The following is a 19,742-nucleotide window of genomic DNA, read 5'->3' on the forward strand; positions in this document are numbered from 1 at the left end:
TGAGGCGGCCTCCGGGCCGCCTCCGTTGATGCGCGCCAAGGGATCACTCGCCCCTGGCAATCCCCTCCCGCCTCGGGTCTGCGGCGCCAAACCAGCCGGTGGCGTTGCGCTGTACCCCCTGCAAGCCCGAGGTTTGCTCGCTGAGCACGATTTCGTGACCCCTGGCCTTGAGTCCCTGGATAACGACCTCGGGCGTGCGCCCCTGCTCCAGCTCGGTGGGGCCGTTGCGGCTGCCGAAGTTGGGCAGGTTGATGGCCTGCTGCAGGTTCAGCCCCCAGTCCTGGGTGCCGAGCAGCGCCTTGCCCACGTAGTTGATGATGGCCGAGCCACCCGGGGAGCCCAGGCTCATCTCCAGCTGCTTGCTCTGCTTGTCGAACACCAGCAGGGGCGACATGGAGGAGCGCGGGCGCTTGCCCGGCTCCACCCGGTTGGCCACCGGCAGGCCGGCGGCATCCACCGAGGTGAAGGAGAAGTCGGTGAGCTGGTTGTTGAGCAGGTAGCCATTGACCATCAGCCGGGAGCCGAAGCCGTCCTCGATGGAGCTGGTCATGGAGACCGCCATGCCGTCTCCATCCACGATGGAGACGTGGCTGGTGGAGGGCAGCTCGGGGGTGGCATCCTGGCCACGGGCCAGTGCCTGCGGCGGCGTGCCCGGTTGGGCGATGCCCATGGACCTGGCGCCGATGAGTCGACCCCGCTCGGCGAGATAGCCCTTGTCCAGCATGCCGCGCACCGGCACGGCGACGAAGTCGCCGTCGGCCACGTACTGGTTGCGATCGGCGAAGGCGAGCCGCGCCGCCTCGCTGTAAAGGTGGATTGCCTCGCTCGAGGCGGCCAGCCGGCCGTCCGGCCCGGGCACGGGTTTGAGCGCTGCCATGTCCCGGCTCTCCAGCATGCCGAAGATCTGGCCGAGGGCCAGGGTGCCCGAGGAGGGGGTCGGGAAGCCGCACACCTCGCTCTGGCGATAGTCAAAGCAGAGGCCGTCCCGCAGTCTGGCGCTGTAGCTGGCGAGATCCGCGGCGCTCAGCACCCCGGGGTTGGTGGGATGGGCATGCACCTTGGCCACCATGGCCTCGGCGATGGGCCCTCGATAGAAGGCATCGGCACCGTCCCGTGCCAGCGTCCTGAGTACCCCGGCCAGTGCCGGGTTGGTGAGGCGGGTGCCCGCCGCCTTGGGGCTGCCGTCCGCCTGGTAGAAGTAGGCCCTGGCCTCGGGGTCTTTGGCCAGATAGGGATCCTTGGCCAGCAGGGTGGCCAGGCGTGGGCTTATCACAAAGCCCTGCTCTGCCAGGGTGATGGCGGGTTCGAACAGGCTGGCCCAGGGCAGCTTGCCATAGCGCTCGTGGGCCAGGGCCAGGGCGCGCACCGTGCCGGGGGCGCCGACCGAGCGACCGCCTACCACGCCGTCGTAGAACGCCATCGGCTTGCCATCCTTCATGAACAGCTGATCCGTGGCCGCCGCCGGTGCCGTCTCCCGGCCATCCACGGCCGCCACCTGCTTGCCATCCCACACCAGCATGAGGGAGCCGCCGCCGATCCCGGAGGATTGCGGCTCCACCAGGGTCAGTACCAGCTGGACGGCGATGGCCGCATCGACGGCACTGCCTCCCGCCTTGACGATCTGGTAGCCCGCATCCACCGCCAGCGGGTTGGCCGCGGCCACCATGAAGTCGCGCCCCTGCCAGCCCGGCTTGTCGGTCCAACCGCTGGCCGCCTCCGGGGCGATCAGTGTCTGGGGAGGGGGGACATAATGAAAGGCACTCTGGGGGGCGCAGCCGGTGAGCAGGCCGAAGGCGACCAGCAGGGCGAGGGGTTTGAGGGACATGACAGGCTCCTTGTCGGTTTCTTGTACACCCGTCGAAATGTGGCACAGTTGGAGCCCAATTGAAAGATTGTCTTTATACTCATACGGTTACAAAAATATCAAGGAGGGGCCAAGGATGCACAGAGAGGGGCTGGTGAGGCGTTGCGTGACGGGGCTGCTCTGCCTGCTGCTGGCCGCCTGCGGGGAGCCAGGGTTCAGACCCCTGGCGGCGGGGGAGACCATATTGGCATTTGGAGACAGCCTGACCGAGGGGCGCGGGGTCAACCCGGCCCAGAGCTACCCCAGCGTACTGGCGAGCCTGAGCGGTCACCCCGTCATCAATGGCGGGGTCTCGGGGGAGTTGAGCCGTGCCGGGCGGGCCCGCCTGCCCGGGTTGCTGGCCGAGCACAGGCCTGCTCTGGTCATACTGCTGGAGGGAGGCAACGACATACTGCACGGCAGCGGGGAGGGGGCGCTCAAGGCCAATCTCGCCGCCATGATAGAGGCGGTGCAGGGTAGCGGTGCCCAGGTGCTGCTGGTGGCCGTGCCTCGCAAGTCCCTGTTTGCCGACGGCGCCCCCCTTTATGGGGAGCTGGCAGAGCAGTACGGGCTGGTGCTGGACAACGACAGCCTTGGCGAGCTGCTGCGTACTCCCGGGCTCAAGTCCGACGCCGTGCACTTGAACGCGCAGGGATATGGCGCCCTGGCCGAGCGGCTGCACCGGCTGCTGCAGGCCCGCGGCGCGCTATGAGGCCGGTGCTCCTGCGCCGTCGGCGGGGTAGCCCGGAATAAAAAAACCGCCATCAGGCGGTTTTTTTACAGGCAGGGGACAACTCAGAGGGACTGCTCTTCACCACCCAGGGCGGCAAACAGCGCCGGGATGAACTGGGCCAGCTCGGCGGTCACCAGGGCGAAGTCCGCATCCAGACGGGCGGCGGGATCCTCGCTGGTGACGTCGTCGTTCTGCTCGCGCAGCTCCTCGCTGAACTTGAGGCGCTTGATGGAGAGATCGTCCCCCAGCACGAAGCTCAGGGTCTCGCCCCAGTTCAGGGCCAACTTGGTCACCAGCTTGTCGTTGGCCAGGTGATTCTTGATCTCCTCGCTCATGAGATCCTGCTGCTTGCAGCGGATGATGCCGCCGTGCTCCATGGCACTGCGCAGCTCGGCCTCGTCTTCCAGGGTGAAGCTGGCGGGCAGATTACCCTCGTTGAGCCACTCGGTCATGGTGATCTCGGGCGGGTTCTTGAGGGCCACCGGTACCACCGGCAGGGTGCCTATGCTCTTGCGCAGCAGCGCCAGCAGATCGTCCGCCTTCTTGGCGGAGCCTGCGTCCACCACCATCAGGTTGTCGGCGGGACTTATCCAGGCGAAGGTCTGGCTGGTGCGGCTGAAGGCGCGGGGCAGCAGGGTATGCATGATCTCCTCCTTCAGCGCCTCCTTCTCCTTCTTCTTGAGGGCGCGGCCCTGCTCGAATTCGATCGCTTCCACCTTCTCCGCCAGCATCTCCTTGACTACTGTGCCCGGCAGCATCTTCTCTTCCTTGCGGGCGCAGAGCAGGATGTGGCCAGAGGCTGAATGGGTCAGGGTGGAGCCGAATTTACCGAGGGGCTTGACCCACCCGAACCGGGAGATGTCCTGACTGCCGCACGGGGTGAAGGCACAGGCCTCGAGCTGGGTTTCCAGCTGATCCACGGTCAGGTCAAAGGGGCGGGTAAAGCGATAAATCTGCAGGTTTTTAAACCACATGGCGTCCTCGGTCTCATAGATTGTCCGGCGGGCATTGTACTAGAGAGGCGCTTTGTGATCAGCCAATCATTCTCGCTAAATAAAGGGCGATCGACTTCACATGGCCTCATCTTGACCGCCCGTCTCGTCATCGAACTCCCCTAGACTGCGAGTGTTCAGATTGTTAACAAGGATGCGAATATGTTGAGAGCGAGCCGGCCGGAAGACATGGAAGAGATCGTCGAGATCTGGCTGCTGGCATCCTTGCAGGCCCATGATTTCGTTGACGCTTCCTGCTGGTGGCAGGCTCAGGAGGAGCTGCGTACCCGCTACCTCGACCATGCCCGCATCTGGGTGTTTGAGGAGCGTGGCGAGCTGCTCGGTTTCATGGCCCTGGTGGATGACTACCTGGCCGCCCTCTTCGTGCGACCCGACCGCCAGGGGCGCGGGGTCGGCCATGCCCTGCTGCAGGAGGCCAAGCAGCAGGGGGGGGCGCTCCATACCCGGGTCTTCGTGGAAAACGAGCCGGCGGTGCGCTTCTATCGCCGCCACGGATTCAGGATCGGGAATGAAGTCTCGGATCCCCTGACCGGCCATCCCCAGTATGAGATGCATTGCCAGCCCGTCTGAATCTGACGTCAGCGGCTTGTTTTGCTTGAAAAAAGAGGGGCGTATCCTCATCTTGTCCTCATCGGGTACCACTGGCACCTCCCCTCTTATCTTTCGAGCCGTTTTTCATGAAGATCCTGCACACAGCCGACTGGCACCTTGGCCATCAACTCCATGGCCATGAGCGCCGCTTCGAACACGATGCCTTTCTCGACTGGTTGACCGACACCATCAAGACGCGGCAGATCGATGCCCTGCTGGTTGCAGGGGATCTGTTCGATACCGCCAATCCGCCCGCCAGCGCCTGGCAGCAGCTCTATCGCTTCCTGGCCAGACTGCGCGCCGAGATGCCCCGCCTCAACATGGTGCTGATAGGTGGCAACCACGACTCCCCCTCCAAGCTGGACGCCCCCCACGAGCTGCTGCGGGCCTTCGACCTGCATCTGGTGGGCAGCATCAGCCGGGACGGGGAGGGCAGGCTCGAAACCGATCGCCTGCTGGTGCCGCTGCAAGACAGGGAGGGCAAGGTGGCCGCCTGGTGCGCCGCCGTGCCTTTTCTTCGCAGCAGCGATCTGAGGGTGGAGCCGCTCGAGGAGGGGCAGGATCGGCTGATCGAGGGGGTTCGCCAGATCTATCAGGACGTGCTGACGCAAGGCCGCGCGCGCTGCGAGCCCGGCCAGGCCCTTATCGCCATGGGCCACGCCTACCTGGCGGCGGGCCAGCTCTCGGAGCTCTCCGAGCGGCGGGTGCTGGGGGGTAACCAGCACGCCCTGCCTGCCGACATCTTCGCCGCCGCCGACTACACGGCCCTTGGCCACCTCCATCTGGCCCAGAGTCCGGCCGAGGGGGTGCACTACAGCGGCTCGCCGCTGCCGCTCTCCCTAACCGAGGCCAACTACAACCACCAGGTGCTGGAGGTCAGGTTTGAGGGGGGCAAGCTGGCGGGGCTGGAACGGATCCCCGTACCCCGTGCGGTGGAGATGATCCGCCTGCCCCAGGGCACCCTGGAAGAGGCGCTCACCGCCATAGAGGCGCTCTCCCTGCCCGACTGCCCCCAGGAGGCGCAGCCCTTCCTCGAGGTGCGGCTGCTGCTGCCCAAACCGGAGGCGCGCATCCGCGAGCGCATTCTGGCGGCCATGGCGGGCAAGCCGGTGCGCCTCGCCCGCATCAGCACCCAGTATCAGGGCTCGGGGGCGGGGCTGGCCGATGGTCGCGAGCGGCGCAGGCTGGATGAGCTCGCTCCCACGGAGGTGTTTCGCCTCTGCTATCAGCGGCAGTTCGAGGGGGAGCCGGCGGCCGAGTTGGTGGCGTCGTTTGAAGAGATCCTGGAGCAGGTGAAGGAGTCCAACTCATGAAAATCTTGTTGCGCTCCGGTGAGGGCCAGGCGGGAGCAAGCCACCCTGAGCATAAAGAGATGCGGATGAAGGAGTGCCATTCATGAAAATCTTGTCTCTGGCAGGGGAGAACCTGGCCAGCCTGACCGGGGCTTTCACCATTGACTTCACCAAGGGGGCGCTGGGCGCCGCCGGGCTCTTTGCCATCACCGGCAATACAGGCGCGGGCAAGAGCACCTTGCTCGACGCCATCTGTCTCGCCCTCTATGACGAGATGCCGCGCTTTATCGCCAATCGCAAGCATGTGGCCGAAGTGGGCAGGGCGGATGACGAAGAGAAGCTCAAGGCCAACGACGTGCGCGGCATCTTGAGCCGTGGCCACGCCAGTGGCTGTGCCGAGGTGCAGTTTCGCGGCTGCGACGGCCGCATCTGGCTGGCGCGCTGGGCGGTGCGCCGTGCCCGCAATCGCTCGGAGGGGCGCTTCCAGGCCCAGGAGCGCAGCCTGACCGACGTCGAGTCGGGGCAGGTGTTCAGTGGCAGCAAGCGGGAGCTGCAGGATCGCATCGACGAGCTGGTGGGTCTCTCCTGGGAGCAGTTCCGCCGCGCCGTCATCCTGCCCCAAGGGGAGTTCGCCGCCTTCCTCAAGTCGAGTGCCGATGAGCGCTCCGCCCTGCTCGAGCGGATGACGGGCACCGAGCTCTACTCCGCCATCTCCATCCAGACCCATGAGCGGGCGCGGGCCGAGCAGCAGGCGCTGGCGACCATACAGCAGCGGCTCGGCGACGTGGCCCTGATGGACGACGAGACGCGCGAGCACTGGGTCGCCCAGCAGCTGAGTCTCTCCACCAGCCTCAAGCACGAGCAGCAGCAGCGTCAGCTGTTGCAGGACTTGCGGGATCTCAACGGACGGATTGCCGCCCAGTTGCAGGCCTGCCGGGAGGGGCAGGAGGCGCTGGCCACCGCCGAGGCGGCCCACGGCGAGGCGGCGCCCGGGCGGGAAGAGTTTGCCCGCGCCGAGCAGGCCCAGGTGGCCCGCGCCGATCACGACGAACTTGCCCGCCTCACCCTGGAGGTGCAGCAGCAGGAGCAGCAGATAGGCCAGCTTGCGTCCCAGCTGGAGCAGGTTGAACCCGTGTTGCAGCAGGCTGCGCTGCGCGAGCAGCAACTGCTGGCCGACAAGATTGCCGCAGAGCGGGAGTGGGGAGCGCTGCAACCCGAGCTCAAGCGGGCGCAGGAGCTCGATACCCGGCTCAAGGAGAAGAGCCAGCAGTTGCAGGAGACCCGGCAGCAGGGGACCCAGGCACGGGCCCTGCAACAGGCGCTGCAGCAGGAGTGGCAGCAGCAGGCGAGCCGGGTCGAGGCCCTGACGGTGCGCCGTCAGCAGTGGGCTCTCTGGCTCGAGGAGCGCAAGGCCCTGGCCCCGCTGGCGCGTCAGTGGCAGCCCTTGCTCGCGGCCATCCAGGACTGGGCGGCGGACAGGGAGCAGTTGCAGCGCGTGCTGCAAAGCCGCGAGCACAAGGGCCATGCCCTGCGGGATCTCATCAGCCGGCTGGCGCTGGGGCAGCAGGAGCGTGACTACTGGCAGCAGGAGCGTACCCGATTGCAACAGCAGCACGATGAGCTGCAGGGGCAGGAGTGGGACGCCGAGGTGGCCAGGGCGCAGGAGCAGCGTCAGGCCCGGACCGAGCAACTGGCCCGGGTTCGCCAACTGCTGGAGCTGGCCCAGGCGGGCCGCAACCACAGCGAACAGCAGGAGCGCTTGCTGCAGGAGATGGCGCAGCTCGAGCTGCATCTTTCCCGGCTGAGGGCCCAGCACGAGGAGCTGGCGCCGGCGCTGGCGCGGCTCGCCACCCAGCGCGGGGAGGCACGCCATGCCCTGGAGCAGGCCCGCGCCGTGGCGAGCTTCGAGCAGTATCGTCACGTATTGAGCGACGGGACGCCCTGCCCGCTCTGCGGGGCCGAGGAGCATCCCTACACCCGAAGCCAGCCCCAGGTGGCCGGCATACTGGCGCAACTGGCCGAGCGTGTCCGCCAGCTGGATCTGGAGTGGGAGCAGCTCAACCATCAGCACATTCAGGGGGAGAGCGAGCGGGTCGAACTGGCGCGCCAGCTGGCCGTCCGTCAGCAGCATCAACCCGAGCTGGAGGCACGGTCCGAGCAGTTTGCCCAGCGCTGGCTGCAGCTGGGAGGGGATGCCCTGCCGGGGCAGGGGCTGCCCTTGCGGCAAAGCCCGGCGCAGTGGACCGAGCTGCTGGCTCGCCTGCTGGCACAGGGGGAGGCTCTGGAGTCGGATCTCGTGGCCGGGCAGCGGAAACTGCAGCAGGCCCAACAGGGGCAGCAGAGGCTGCTGGGGCTGCGCAACCAGCTGACCGAGCTGACCGCCCGCCATCAGCAGTTTGAGCAGCAGTGGCAGGAGGCCGAGCGGCAGAGGATTGAGTGGGAGGCCGAGCTGAAGGCGCTGGCCGAGCAGGAGGTGTCACTGCGCCAGCGCCTGGCACTGGGGGAGGCCCGCCTCGATGAACAGATGGGGGCCGAGCCCTGGCGCCAGTGGCTTGGCAGCCGGCAATGGCAGGAGTGGCAGCAGACCTGCGAGGCGTATCTGCGTGGACAGAGTGAGTGGGAGCAGCTTGGCGGCGAGCTAGCCACTCTGACCCCGGCCCTGAGCGCCCAGGAGGCGCGGGTGCAGAGCCAGAACGAGCTGCTGCACAAGCTGGAGCGCGACTACAAGGAGGCGGAGCAGCAGCGTCAGGGGCTGCTCGCCAGCCGGGAGGCCTGCTTCGAAGGCCGATCCATCGCCTTGGTCGAGCAGGAGTGGCAACAGCGGCTGCAGCTGGCGGCCAGCCAGCTCGAGGAGGCGGTGACGGCGCTGCGGGTCGCCCGGGAGAAGCAGACCGAGCTCAAGGCCAGGCTGGCCCATCTCGAGCAGGACAGGCAGGTGAGCAGCCGTCGTCGTCGCGAGGCGCTGGGTCGCTGGGCAGCCCATGCCGGCACCCTCGGCATCGCCGAATATGATCTGCGTCGACTGCTGGCCATCACGCCGGATGAGCTCAGGGCTCGCCGCAGCGCCTTGCAGCGCCTGGACGATGCCCTGGCAGAGGCCCGCACCCGGCTGACCGAGCGTCAGCGGGCGCTGGCCCAGGAGGAGGCCAAGCTGGCGCGCTATCGGGAGCATCATGGGGATCTGACCGCCCTCACGGCCGAGGCCCTTGCCGAGCGTCTGGGGGCCTGCGAGGCCCGCTGCGGCGAGCTGGAAGAGCAGCTGTTCCAGTGCAAGAGCACCCTGGCCCAGGCCGAGGCGGCGGCACTGAAGGCGGGCAGCCTGCAGGAGGCGCTGGCCGCTCAGCAGGCGGTGGCGGATCACTGGCTGCAGTTGTCCGAGCTTATCGGCTCCGCCAGCGGCGCCAAGCTGCGCACCTTCGCCCAGAGCCTCACGCTCGAACGTCTATTGTTGGAGGCCAACGCCCAGCTCGGCGAGCTGTCGCCGCGCTATCGGCTGGAGCGGGTGCCCGGCACGGATCTGGCGCTGCAGGTGGTGGATCTGGACATGGGGGACGAGGTGCGGTCTGTGGACTCCCTCTCTGGCGGCGAGAGCTTCCTGGTGTCGCTGGCGCTGGCGCTGGCACTCTCCAGCCTGTCGTCACGCCAGACCCAGGTCGAGTCGCTGTTCATCGACGAGGGGTTTGGCACCCTGGATCCGGACAGCCTGGATCTGGCGCTCTCCAGCCTGGACTCCCTGCAGGCGGCGGGCCGCCAGATCGGGGTCATCTCCCACGTTCAGACTCTGGTGGAGCGGATCGGCGTGCAAATAAGGGTCGAGGCCCTCGGCGGGGGGGAGAGCCGGGTGGTATTGCCCTGAGGATGATGTGCGTCCATGGCAAAAGGCCCCTGTCACCGGGGCCTTTTGTTGGGAGAGGGGCGAGCGCCGAGCGCCGCCCATAAAAAAACCGAAGCCCGGGGCTTCGGTTTTTTGTTGCGGCAGCTGGCACCCGCCAGCGGCGCATTATTTCTTGATGCGGATAACCGGGGTCTCGCCCACGGTCACGGCGCCAGTCATCTTGATCAGCTCTTTGATCTCATCCATGTTGGAGATGACGACCGGAGTCAGGGTGGACTTCGCCTTGGCTTCCAGTACGGCCAGATCGAACTCGATGATGGTATCGCCGCGCTTGACCTTCTGACCTTCCTGGGCGATGCGGGTGAAGCCTTCGCCTTTCAGCTCGACGGTGTCGATACCGAAGTGAACGAACAGCTCGATACCAGAGTCGGATTCCAGAGAGAACGCGTGGTTGGTCTCGAAGATCTTGCCGATGGTGCCGTCGCACGGTGCAACCATCTTGTTGCCAGCCGGCTTGATGGCGATGCCGTCACCGACGATCTTCTCGGCGAAGACAACGTCAGGTACATCTTCGATCGGCACGATTTCGCCAGACAGCGGAGCAAAGATTTCGATGCCGCCGGTGTCAGAACTGTCATCGGAGACCAGTTTCTTCAGTTTATCAAACAGACCCATAGTAAAAGCTCCTAGAGATGATTGTCGCTGTTTGCAGCCGATCTTAGCAGACTGCCTTCTGCTTAATAAAGTTATCTACACAGGCTTCGATTTCGGCGGCGGTCGCATAGCTCAGTGCCTGGTCTGCCATTGCCTTCACATCTTCGAAGTTGGTGTTGCGGATAAGCTTCTTGATACGCGGTACAGAGATGGCGCTCATGGAGAACTCATCCAGACCCATACCCAGCAGCAGCAGGGTGGCGCGTTCGTCACCAGCCAGTTCACCGCACATACCGGTCCACTTGCCATTGTCATGGGAAGCGTCGATTACCATCTTGATCAGGGTCAGGACGGAGGGTGACAGCGGATTGTACATGGCGGAAATCATCTCGTTACCACGATCGACGGCCAGGGTGTACTGGGTCAGGTCATTGGTACCGATACTGAAGAAATCCACTTCCTTGGCCAGATGATGAGCCATCACGGCAGCAGCCGGGGTCTCGATCATGATACCCACTTCGATGGATTCATCAAAGGCTTTGCCGTCGGCACGCAGTTCGGCCTTCAGCTGTTCCACGGTTGCCTTGAGGCTGCGGAACTCTTCGACGGAGATGATCATCGGGAACATGATGCGCAGTTTGCCGAAGGCAGAGGCGCGCAGTATGGCCTTCAGCTGGGCGTGCATGATGTCTTCGCGATCGAAGAAAATACGCACGGCACGCCAGCCCAGGAAGGGGTTCATCTCTTTCGGGAAATTCATGTAGGGCAGTTCTTTGTCGCCGCCGATGTCCATGGTGCGCACGATGATCGGCTGATCCGGCATGGCCTCTGCCACTTCTTTGTAGGCCTTGAACTGCTCCTCTTCGGTCGGCAGCGCATCACGATCCATGAACAGGAACTCGGTGCGGTACAGACCCACGCCTTCGGCGCCATTGCGGATGGCACCCTCGGTATCCTTGACGGTACCTATGTTGGCGCAGACTTCAACCTGATGACCATCCAGGGTGATGGCGGGCAGGTCTTTCAGCTTGGCCAGTTCGTCCTTCTCGGCCTGGAACTGGGCCTGGAATTTCTTGGCTTCAGCCAGCTGCTCGGCGGTCGGGTTGATGATGATCTGGTTGTTGATGCCATCCAGTACCAGCATGTCACCGTTGTTGACGCGCGCAGTGATGTCGTTGGTGCCCACGATGGCCGGCAGCTCCAGGGAGCGGGCCATGATGGAGGTGTGAGAGGTACGGCCACCGATGTCGGTGACAAAACCCAGCACGTATTTCAGGTTGATCTGAGCGGTTTCGGACGGGGTCAGGTCTTTGGCGACCAGGATGACCTCTTCGTCTATGGTGCTCAGGTTGACAACGGCGATGCCCAGCACGTTCTTCACCAGACGGGTACCGATGTCACGGAAGTCGGTGGCGCGCTCGCGCAAGTAAGGGTCGTCCAGCTCGGCCATCATCTTGGCGTACTGTTCGATCACCTCATAGATGGCTTTGTCGGCGGACGCCTTGTTGTCTTTGATGAAGGATCTGATATCCCCTTCCAGCTCCTCATCTTCGAGCAGCATGATGTGGCCTTCGAAGATGGCCTCTTTTTCTTCACCGAAGGTACGACCGGCCATCTCTTTGATGGCTTCCAGCTGTGCGGCTGACTTGGTGCGGGCTTCGAGGAAGCGGTTGATCTCGACGTCAATCTGGTCAGCAGAAATCTTGCCCTGATTGATAACGATTTCATCTTCTTTCAGAAGAAGCGCCTTACCGAATGCGATACCGGGGGACGCAAGAATGCCAGATATCATAATCCTTCCTATTAAAACGACTGTGGGGGAGGAGTAAAGCTGGATTACTCCAGCTCGTCCATCAGGGCAACCAGCTTCTCAACGGCTTTCTGAGCGTCCGGGCCGTCGGCCTGGATGGTCACGTTGGTGCCTTTGGTCAGGCCCAGGGTCTGCAGCTTGAACAGGCTCTTGGCGCTGGCGGATTTGCCACCGGAGACCACAGTGATCTCGCTTTGGAATTCTTTGGCTTCTTTCACGAACTGAGCTGCGGGACGGGTGTGCAGGCCGTTTTCAGCAGTAATAACAACAGACTTCTCGTACATGGTTTCACCCCATATTATTGATATTGTGTGGAGAGATGGTCGCTAATGAGGCTTCCTGTCTCACCGTGTCAGTATGGATATGTTGTAAAGTAACGAAATCAGACCTGCAATGGTTTAATCCAGGTCAATTTTCTGTGCAGTATTCGGCGTCCAGGCTAAGTCTTTTCGTTATCGGGCTGCAAGCCGCGTCAGGACTGGCCTGAAATTAATTTATAACGAAAAATAACACTTTGTTACCTTGTGATACCTAGCCGGTAAACACCTCGTGACGCGGCACAGGATATGAGATTTATCACAGAATGTCTGCTTTTTTTGTCAGACCCAAGTTTGTTATTTTACCCCAAAAAATAAGGGGTCGACTGACACTGATGGCTACTGAGTTTAGCGCATAATGAAAACGGCGCCCCTGGGGCGCCGCTGTTTTGATGTAAGACGATCAATTACTGCTGCAGTTCCTGCTCGCTGAACACGCCGGCGAACAGGGCGCTGGAGAGATAGCGCTCGGCGGCGCTCGGCAGCACGACGACTATGGTCTTGCCCTCGAACTCCGGCAGCTCGGCCAGACGGGCGGCAGCCACCACGGCGGCGCCTGAGCTGATACCGGCCAGTATGCCTTCCTCTTCCATCAGGCGGCGAGCCATCTCGATGGACTCCTCGCTGCTCACCTGTTCGACGCGGTCCAGCAGGGTCAGGTCCAGGTTGCCCGGAATGAAGCCAGCGCCTATGCCCTGGATCTTGTGGGGACCTGGCTTGATCTCTTCACCCGCCAGTTTCTGGCTGATTACGGGGGACTCGGAGGGTTCGACCGCCACGGAGACGATGGCCTTGCCCTTGGTCTGCTTGATGTAGCGGGAGACCCCTGTGATGGTGCCGCCGGTGCCGACGCCTGCCACAAACACATCCACCTCGCCGTCGGTGGCGTCCCAGATCTCGGGGCCTGTGGTCTGCTCATGGATCTCGGGGTTGGCGGGGTTTTCGAACTGCTGCAGCAGCACATACTTGCCCGGCTCGGATTCGAGGATCTCGTTGGCCTTGGCGATGGCGCCTTTCATGCCCAGCGGGCCTTCTGTCAGCACCAGGTTGGCACCGAGCGCCTTGAGCAGCTTGCGGCGCTCCAGGCTCATGGTGGCAGGCATGGTCAGGGTGATGGGATAGCCACGGGCCGCAGCCACGAACGCCAGGGCAATGCCCGTGTTACCGCTGGTAGGCTCGATGATCTCCTTGCCCTTGGTCAGCACGCCGCGTTTCTCGGCATCCCAGATGAGATTGGCGCCGATCCGGCACTTGACGCTGAAGCTCGGGTTGCGGCTCTCGATCTTGGCCAGCACGCGGCCCTTGGTAACACGGTTGAGACGAACCAGCGGGGTGTTGCCTATGGTCTGGCTGTTGTCCTCAAAAATTTTGCTCATGGTGCTATCCCTGTGTTTGTTAAGGCGATGAAACAAGATTACCCTGTGGTTTCTGAATGAGAAGTGACGAATCGTTATAACAATATGTTATTACAACATATAGAACTTATTCTTTATTACCGAGGCCCAGGGCGGGCCTTGTGCTACCAAGGAAACGGACGCCATGGGATTTGCAGGAAGCGATCGCTATCTCGCATCAACGTCACTGAGTATGGCCGTCAATGCCGCAATCGTGCTGGAGAAGCCGCTGCTGATCAAAGGGGAACCGGGCACCGGCAAGACGGTGCTGGCGGAGGCGGTGGCCGAGTCGCTCGGTGCCGACCTCATCAGCTGGCACATCAAGTCCACCACCAGGGCCCAGCAGGGGCTCTATGAGTATGATGCGGTGGCCCGGCTGCGGGACTCCCAGCTTGGGGATCCGCGGGTCGGGGACATCAATCACTACATCCGCCGCGGCAAGCTGTGGCAGGCCTTCGCTGCCTCGCAGCGGCCGGTGCTGCTCATCGACGAAATCGACAAGGCGGACATCGAGTTTCCCAACGATCTGTTGCTGGAGCTGGATCGGATGGAGTTCGACGTCTACGAGACCGGCGAGCGCGTCAAGGCACGTCAGCGTCCCGTGGTCATCATCACCTCCAACAATGAGAAAGAGCTGCCGGACGCCTTCCTGCGCCGCTGCTTCTTCCACTACATCCGCTTCCCCGACAAGGCCGAGATGCAGGCCATAGTCCAACTGCACCATCCCGACCTCAAGGAGAGCCTGCTCGGCGAGGCGATGGATCTCTTCTTCGAGCTGCGTAACGTGGAGGGGCTGCGCAAGAAGCCCTCCACCTCCGAGCTGCTGGACTGGATCCGCCTGCTGCTGGCCGATGACATCGCCCCCGAGGCGCTGCGCAGCCGGGAGCCTGGCAAGCTGGTGCCTGCCCTCTATGGCGCCCTGCTCAAGACGGAGCAGGACTTGCACCTCTTCGAGAAGCTCGCCTTCCTGGCGCGTCGCGGCGGCTGAATGCTGATCGACTTCTTCCTTCACCTGCGCCGTCACAAGCTGCCCTGCAGCCTGCGCGAGTTGCTGGATCTCCACGGGGCCCTGGCGGCCGGACTCGCCAGCGTGGACATGGACGACTTCTATTGCTTGTCCCGCAGCCTGCTGGTGAAGGACGAGGCTCACTATGATCGCTTCGATCGCGCCTTCGCCGAGTACTACCAGGGGCTGGAGGCCATCCCCTTGCTGCCCGAGACGCTGCCGGACGACTGGCTGCGCCAGGAGTTCGAGCGGCTGCTGAGCTCTGAGGAGAAAGCGTTGCTCGGATCCCTCGGCGGGCTCGACAAGCTGCTGGAGACCCTCAACCAGCGCCTGCGTGAACAGAAGGCGCGCCACGCCGGCGGCAACAAATGGGTGGGCACCGGGGGCAGCAGTCCGTTCGGCCATGGCGGCTTCCACCCCGAGGGGATCCGCATGGGAGGCGAGGGCCGGCATGGCAAGGCAACCAAGGTGTGGGAGGCACGCCACTATCGCAACTTCAGCGACGACTCGCCGCTCGGCCAGCGGGCCATCCAGCTGGCCCTGCGCAAGCTCAGGCGCTGGGTGCGCAAGGGCAATCCCTCGGAGCTGGATCTCGACGACACCATCCAGAGCACGGCCCGCCAGGGCTGGCTCGATGTGAAGCTCAGACCCGAGCGCCACAACGGGGTCAAGCTGCTGGTGTTCTTCGATGTGGGGGGCTCCATGGATGCCCACGTGGCCGAGGTGCAGCGTCTCTTCAGTGCCCTGCGCCACGAGTTCAAACACCTGGTGTTCTTCTATTTTCACAACTGCCTCTATGACGTCGTCTGGCAGGACAACAACCGCCGTGCCCAGGAGCGTGTCGACACCCTGAGCTTGCTGCGCACCTACGGCAGCGACTATCGGGTGATCCTGGTGGGGGACGCCAAGATGGGTCCCTACGAGATCACCTGGCCCGGTGGCAGCGTGGAGCAGTGGAACGAGGAGCCCGGCCAGGTGTGGCTGGAGCGACTGCAGCACCACTTCCCCCGGCTGGTGTGGATCAACCCTGTCCCCAGGCAGGAGTGGCTCTGGCACCCCTCCATCAGGCTGATGAATGATGTGATTGGCGGGCGCATGCACCCGCTGACCCTGGCTGGTCTCGCCGCCGCGATCGACCAGCTGTGACCCCCTGAACCCTAAAAAACAGACAAGCCGGGATTGCACCCGGCCAGGAGCAAAGATGACCTCTATCGTAATCAGTGGCTCAGGCCTCTATACCCCGCCCTTTGCCGTCAGCAATGAAGAGCTGGTGGCGGCCTTCAACCAGTATGTGGATCTCTACAACGAGGAGAATGCCTCCGCCATCGATGCGGGCCAGCTGCCCGCCAAGCAGCATTCGAGCTGCGAGTTCATCGAGAAGGCGTCCGGCATCAAGAGCCGCTATCTGGTGAGCAGGGAGGGGGTGCTGGATCCGGACATCATGCAGCCCCTGCTGGCGGAGCGCCCCGATGACCAGCCCTCCATCATGGTGGAGATGGCGGTGGCCGCCGCCGAGCAGGCGCTGATCGCCGCCGGCCGCGAGCCGGGGGAGATAGATCTGGTCATAGTGGCGGCCTCCAACATGCCGCGCCCCTACCCGGCGCTGGCCATCGAGCTGCAGCACTATCTGGGAGCGAGCGGCATGGCGTTCGACATGAACGTGGCCTGCTCTTCCGCCACCTTCGGCATCAAGACGGCGGCGGATCTGCTGGCGGCCGGCACCGCCAGACTGGCCCTGGTGGTGAATCCCGAGATCTGCTCTGGGCATCTCAATTTCCGCGACAGGGACAGCCACTTTATCTTCGGGGACGCCTGCACCGCCGTGCTGCTGGAGCGGGAAGAAGATTGCAAGGTGGCCAACCCCTGGCAACTGGTGGCCAGCAAGCTGGTGACCCAGTACTCCAACAACATCCGCAACAACTTCGGCTTCCTGAACCGCTTCAGCCCGCGTACCCGCTATGGGGATGACAAGCTGTTCCGCCAGCAGGGGCGCAAGGTGTTCAAGGAGGTGCTGCCCCTGGTGTGTGACCAGATAAGCACTCAGCTTAATGAGCAGGGGTGGGCGGCAGACTCCTTGAGCCGGCTCTGGCTCCATCAGGCCAACCTCACCATGAACCAGTTCATCGGTCGCAAGCTGCTGGGCCACGACGCCAGCCAGCAGGAGGCGCCGGTGATCCTGGACCGCTACGGCAACACCAGCTCGGCGGGCTCCGTCATCGCCTTCCACCTGTTCAACCAGGACTTGCCGAGCGGGGCTCGTGGGGTGCTCTGCTCCTTCGGCGCCGGCTACTCCATCGGCAGCCTGCTGTTGCAGCGCCGCTGAGTGCCGCCATCCGGCGGCGGCAGCAAAAAACCACCCGAGCGGGTGGTTTTTTTATGGGCCTGGGCTGGCGAGGAGAGGATCAGGCGGGCTCTATGGCCGACACCAGGCAGTCTGGCTCGCGGATGCGAAAACGCACATTGAGCTCGAACAGCCTGACCCCGTACTCCTTGTCGTCCGGCTTGCCCTTCTTGTAGGCGGGACGGGGATCCTGGGCCAGCACCTCGCTCACCAGCTGGCGCAGCTCGGGGTGGGTCTTGAGCCAGGGCATGAGCTGCTGCTCCGCCTCTGGGCTGAAGCTCACCGCCAGCGGCGGAGTGGGGGCCTCGGGGGCGAAGCCACCCCGGGCGTGGGGCAGGCTGTCGGCATAGGGGATGTAGGGCTTGATGTCGACCACGGGGGTGCCGTCCAGCAGATCCACCGCGCCGAGGTCGAGCCACAGCTTGCTACGCTCACGGCCCACCCCGTGCAGCTCGACCACGGAGAGACCGAGGGGATTGGGGCGGAAGGTGGAGCGGGTGGCAAAGACTCCGACCCGCTCGTTGCCGCCGAGGCGCGGCGGACGCACCGTCGGATGCCAGCCCTGGGCCATGGTCTGGTGAAACACGAAGCTGAGCCAGAGGTGGGAAAACTGCTCTATGCCGCGCAGCACGTCCGGCTGATCGTAGGGAGGCAGCAACTCCAGGCGGGCACGGGCCGATTTGACCAGGCCGGGTTGGCGGGGGATGGCGAACTTCTCCTTGTAGGGAGAGCGGATGATCCCTAGGGTGTCGATGTGGAACTTCATGGCGGATCCTGGCTGAAAACCCCGGCAATGTAGCACAGACGGACCGAAAACGCAGGCGTCGCCACAGTCGTGGGCCCCTGTGATCCCGGTCGCAGAGCGGGGCATCCGAGGCTGTGCCCTGGCGTCAACTTGCGTAGGGTGGGGGAAGAACAGGGATTGGCCGGGGTCATGGCACCGCGGCGCACAGGAGAGACAGGGATGAAACTGCTTATTATCGGCGGCACCGGCTTTTTGGGCCGCCACCTCACCTCGCTGGCCCTGGATTGGGGTCATGAGGTGACGCTGTTCAATCGGGGTCACCGCCAGCACCCTGACTGGCGCGAGCTGACCCGGCTGCAGGGGGACAGGGATCAGTGCCTGGATCCCTTGCTGGGGGAGGGACTGCACTGGGATCTGGCCATCGACGCCTGCTGCTATGACCCAACCCAGGCGGCCAGCCTCTCGACGGCCCTGCTCGGGCGCTGCGAGCGGCTCATCTTCATCTCCACCATCAGCGTCTATCGGGACTTCGCCCGGCCCGAGATGGACGAGTCGGCGCCGCTGCACCAGGTGGCCCCCGGCGAGTCAGCCAGCGGCTACGGTCCGCTCAAGGTCTTGTGCGAGGCCGAGTATCGGGCTCGCTGGGGGGAGCGACTCTGCATACTGCGCCCCGGCGTGCTGTGCGGCCCCTTCGATCCGACCGGCCGCCTGGCCTGGTGGGTGCAACGGGTGCAGCAAGGAGGACCCTGGCTGCTGCCGGGGGAGGGGCAGGACAGGCTGCAATACCTGGACGTGCGCGACTGCGCCGAGTTCGTGCTGCGGGCCGCCGAGCAGCGGCTGGAGGGCTGCTTCAACCTCGTCAAGCCCGGCATCTTGCTGGTGGACTGGGTCGAGCGTCTGGCGGCCCGCCTGATACCTGCCTCCCCCCTGCAACTAGAGTGGACCCCCTGGCCTGCCCTGATCGCGGCCGGGGTCGAACCCTGGCAGAGCTATCCCACGCTGCTGCCCAACACCCAGGCCGAGTTTGCCGGCTATGGCAGCATCAGCGCCGAGGCCGCCATCGTCCACGGCCTGAACTTCCGGCCGCTGGAGGAGACGGTGGCCGATCTGGTGGCGTGGCTGGCCAGCAACGGGCAGGCGATTACGGCGGGCATGACCCTGGCCGAGGAGGCGGCGCTGCGGCAGCGGGTGCGGGAGCTTTCACCGTCATAGGTCGGCAGGGGGAAGCGCAGAGGCAAACGAGAGAGGGCAGGATGCCCTCTTTGCCCTGGCGTCAGCGCAGCAGCGCGCCACACTCTGCCAGCAGTGCCTTGAGCACGGCGCGATGGCAGCGGGACTCCTGCTCGCAGTAGCAGCCCACTGACAGGTTGGTGGTGTGGGAGAGGGCCGCCAGCAGCGCCAGATCGTGGCGGGCAGCGGGGCTCGCCATCTCGGCCTTGTACTGCTTGCAGAAGGCGGCCCACTGGGCCGGGGTCTCGGCGGCCTGACCGAGCTTCATGGTCTCGGCGCTGGGGGCCAGGTTGGGGAACCAGACGTCGTACCAATCCTGGCTGGCAAAATCGCTCTTGGGCACGCCGCGAGGCGGGCGGCGCACAGTGCCGATGCGCAGCCCCTCATCGGGGAGGCGGGGGCTGCCAAGGCGGACGATGGCGAGGGCCATGTCGAGACCTTACTTCTCTTCGGCCACTTTCAGCGCCTGGCCGTAGCAGATCACCTGCTTCAGGCAGCCCGGTACGTCGCTGAACTCGGCGCACTTGTCGAAGCTGACGCCGTTGCCGCCCATGTCGGCCACGCGGCGACGGGCCAGGGTGCGGGCCTCGCCGGCATTGGGTACCGCCTGATTGGCGTCGGCCTGGCAGGACTCGCCCTCGACTGTGCCGAGGTAGAGGTAGTTGAGGTCGGCGAGCTGGTTCTGCTCATAGATCCGGACGCCGCCCGGCTTGAAATACTCGTCGAAGTTTTCCTTGTCCAGATTGCTGTTGAAGGCGAAGTCGGCACAACCGGAGGCAATCAGGGGCATCATCAGGATCAGGCGTTTCATGTCGAGGTCTTGTTGAACAGTGAGGGGGCCATTATAGGGGTCAGTCGCTGCCTGCGACCAGCCCCATTTTTCGCCCGGGAGGCGAGCTGTGACGGGGATCTTGGCACTCTCCACAAGACAAGGGGCA

General features: G+C 64.3%; 17 protein-coding genes. 8 read left to right on the forward strand and 9 right to left on the reverse strand.

Translation table 11 applies throughout. The features are described from left to right. Positions 1–43: 43 nt before the first annotated feature. The gene (gene ggt / locus ACWPWQ_RS01645) at positions 44–1,825 is read right to left on the reverse strand and encodes a gamma-glutamyltransferase (protein WP_454008849.1); all 1,782 of its coding nucleotides are present in this window, start codon (positions 1,823–1,825) and stop codon (positions 44–46) included. Positions 1,826–1,940: 115 nt separating this feature from the next. On the opposite strand from ggt, the gene ACWPWQ_RS01650 reads away from it, so the two are divergent. Further along, positions 1,941–2,555: a GDSL-type esterase/lipase family protein gene (locus ACWPWQ_RS01650; protein ID WP_319918204.1), complete on the forward strand. Its 615-nt coding sequence runs from the start codon at positions 1,941–1,943 to the stop codon at positions 2,553–2,555. 83 nt (positions 2,556–2,638) lie between these two features. Here the strand turns inward: ACWPWQ_RS01650 and rdgC are convergent, their stop codons facing one another. Continuing rightward, positions 2,639–3,550 (reverse strand): recombination-associated protein RdgC, encoded by a 912-nt coding sequence (gene rdgC, locus ACWPWQ_RS01655; protein WP_139437535.1) that lies wholly within the window; start codon positions 3,548–3,550, stop codon positions 2,639–2,641. Positions 3,551–3,730: 180 nt separating this feature from the next. Here rdgC and ACWPWQ_RS01660 point away from each other — a divergent pair, with 180 nt between their 5' ends. From ACWPWQ_RS01660 to ACWPWQ_RS01670, 3 genes are all read left to right on the forward strand, one after another. After that, complete coding sequence (locus ACWPWQ_RS01660; RefSeq protein WP_005331882.1) at positions 3,731–4,159, forward strand: GNAT family N-acetyltransferase; 429 nt, start codon at positions 3,731–3,733, stop codon at positions 4,157–4,159. 107 nt (positions 4,160–4,266) lie between these two features. Beyond that, on the forward strand, positions 4,267–5,493 hold the full coding sequence (locus ACWPWQ_RS01665) for an exonuclease SbcCD subunit D C-terminal domain-containing protein (RefSeq protein ID WP_454008850.1): 1,227 nt from the start codon (positions 4,267–4,269) through the stop codon (positions 5,491–5,493). Between the two features lie 82 nt (positions 5,494–5,575). Continuing rightward, positions 5,576–9,328 carry an AAA family ATPase gene (locus ACWPWQ_RS01670; protein WP_454008851.1) on the forward strand — a complete coding sequence of 1,251 codons (3,753 nt, stop codon included), beginning with the start codon at positions 5,576–5,578 and terminating at the stop codon, positions 9,326–9,328. Between the two features lie 144 nt (positions 9,329–9,472). Here ACWPWQ_RS01670 and crr read toward each other — a convergent pair whose 3' ends face one another. The 4 genes from crr to cysK all read right to left on the reverse strand — a co-directional run bounded on the left by crr (position 9,473) and on the right by cysK (position 13,464). Then, positions 9,473–9,982, reverse strand: coding sequence for a PTS glucose transporter subunit IIA (gene crr / locus ACWPWQ_RS01675; protein ID WP_005325875.1), 510 nt, complete (start codon positions 9,980–9,982; stop codon positions 9,473–9,475). A gap of 43 nt (positions 9,983–10,025) precedes the next feature. Continuing rightward, positions 10,026–11,753, reverse strand: a complete 1,728-nt coding sequence (gene ptsI, locus ACWPWQ_RS01680; RefSeq protein ID WP_139437541.1) for a phosphoenolpyruvate-protein phosphotransferase PtsI — start codon at positions 11,751–11,753, stop codon at positions 10,026–10,028. A gap of 44 nt (positions 11,754–11,797) precedes the next feature. Further along, on the reverse strand, positions 11,798–12,055 hold the full coding sequence (locus ACWPWQ_RS01685; RefSeq protein ID WP_005303128.1) for an HPr family phosphocarrier protein: 258 nt from the start codon (positions 12,053–12,055) through the stop codon (positions 11,798–11,800). A 440-nt stretch (positions 12,056–12,495) separates the two neighbouring features. Further along, on the reverse strand, positions 12,496–13,464 hold the full coding sequence (gene cysK / locus ACWPWQ_RS01690; protein WP_202046831.1) for a cysteine synthase A: 969 nt from the start codon (positions 13,462–13,464) through the stop codon (positions 12,496–12,498). Between the two features lie 163 nt (positions 13,465–13,627). Between cysK and ACWPWQ_RS01695 the strand changes: the two genes are divergently transcribed. From ACWPWQ_RS01695 to ACWPWQ_RS01705, 3 genes are read left to right on the forward strand one after another with little or no spacing between them, the layout of a single operon-like run. Beyond that, entirely contained in the window at positions 13,628–14,470 is an 843-nt protein-coding gene (locus ACWPWQ_RS01695) for an AAA family ATPase (RefSeq protein WP_265436326.1), read from the forward strand. Next, positions 14,471–15,634 (forward strand): vWA domain-containing protein, encoded by a 1,164-nt coding sequence (locus tag ACWPWQ_RS01700; RefSeq protein ID WP_454008852.1) that lies wholly within the window; start codon positions 14,471–14,473, stop codon positions 15,632–15,634. Between the two features lie 55 nt (positions 15,635–15,689). Then, entirely contained in the window at positions 15,690–16,811 is a 1,122-nt protein-coding gene (locus ACWPWQ_RS01705; RefSeq protein WP_454008853.1) for a beta-ketoacyl-ACP synthase III, read from the forward strand. 79 nt (positions 16,812–16,890) lie between these two features. Here ACWPWQ_RS01705 and tsaA read toward each other — a convergent pair whose 3' ends face one another. Then, positions 16,891–17,595 carry a tRNA (N6-threonylcarbamoyladenosine(37)-N6)-methyltransferase TrmO gene (tsaA, locus tag ACWPWQ_RS01710; protein ID WP_454008854.1) on the reverse strand — a complete coding sequence of 235 codons (705 nt, stop codon included), beginning with the start codon at positions 17,593–17,595 and terminating at the stop codon, positions 16,891–16,893. A 198-nt stretch (positions 17,596–17,793) separates the two neighbouring features. Between tsaA and ACWPWQ_RS01715 the strand changes: the two genes are divergently transcribed. Then, positions 17,794–18,786: an NAD-dependent epimerase/dehydratase family protein gene (locus ACWPWQ_RS01715; protein ID WP_454008855.1), complete on the forward strand. Its 993-nt coding sequence runs from the start codon at positions 17,794–17,796 to the stop codon at positions 18,784–18,786. 61 nt (positions 18,787–18,847) lie between these two features. Here the strand turns inward: ACWPWQ_RS01715 and ACWPWQ_RS01720 are convergent, their stop codons facing one another. Both ACWPWQ_RS01720 and rcsF read right to left on the reverse strand, forming a co-directional pair. Continuing rightward, entirely contained in the window at positions 18,848–19,234 is a 387-nt protein-coding gene (locus ACWPWQ_RS01720) for a DUF488 domain-containing protein (protein ID WP_205641322.1), read from the reverse strand. 9 nt (positions 19,235–19,243) lie between these two features. Beyond that, positions 19,244–19,615, reverse strand: coding sequence for an Rcs stress response system protein RcsF (gene rcsF / locus ACWPWQ_RS01725; RefSeq protein ID WP_005325859.1), 372 nt, complete (start codon positions 19,613–19,615; stop codon positions 19,244–19,246). Positions 19,616–19,742: the final 127 nt, after the last annotated feature.

The sequence above is a fragment of the Aeromonas sp. Marseille-Q7275 genome (assembly GCF_965119515.1).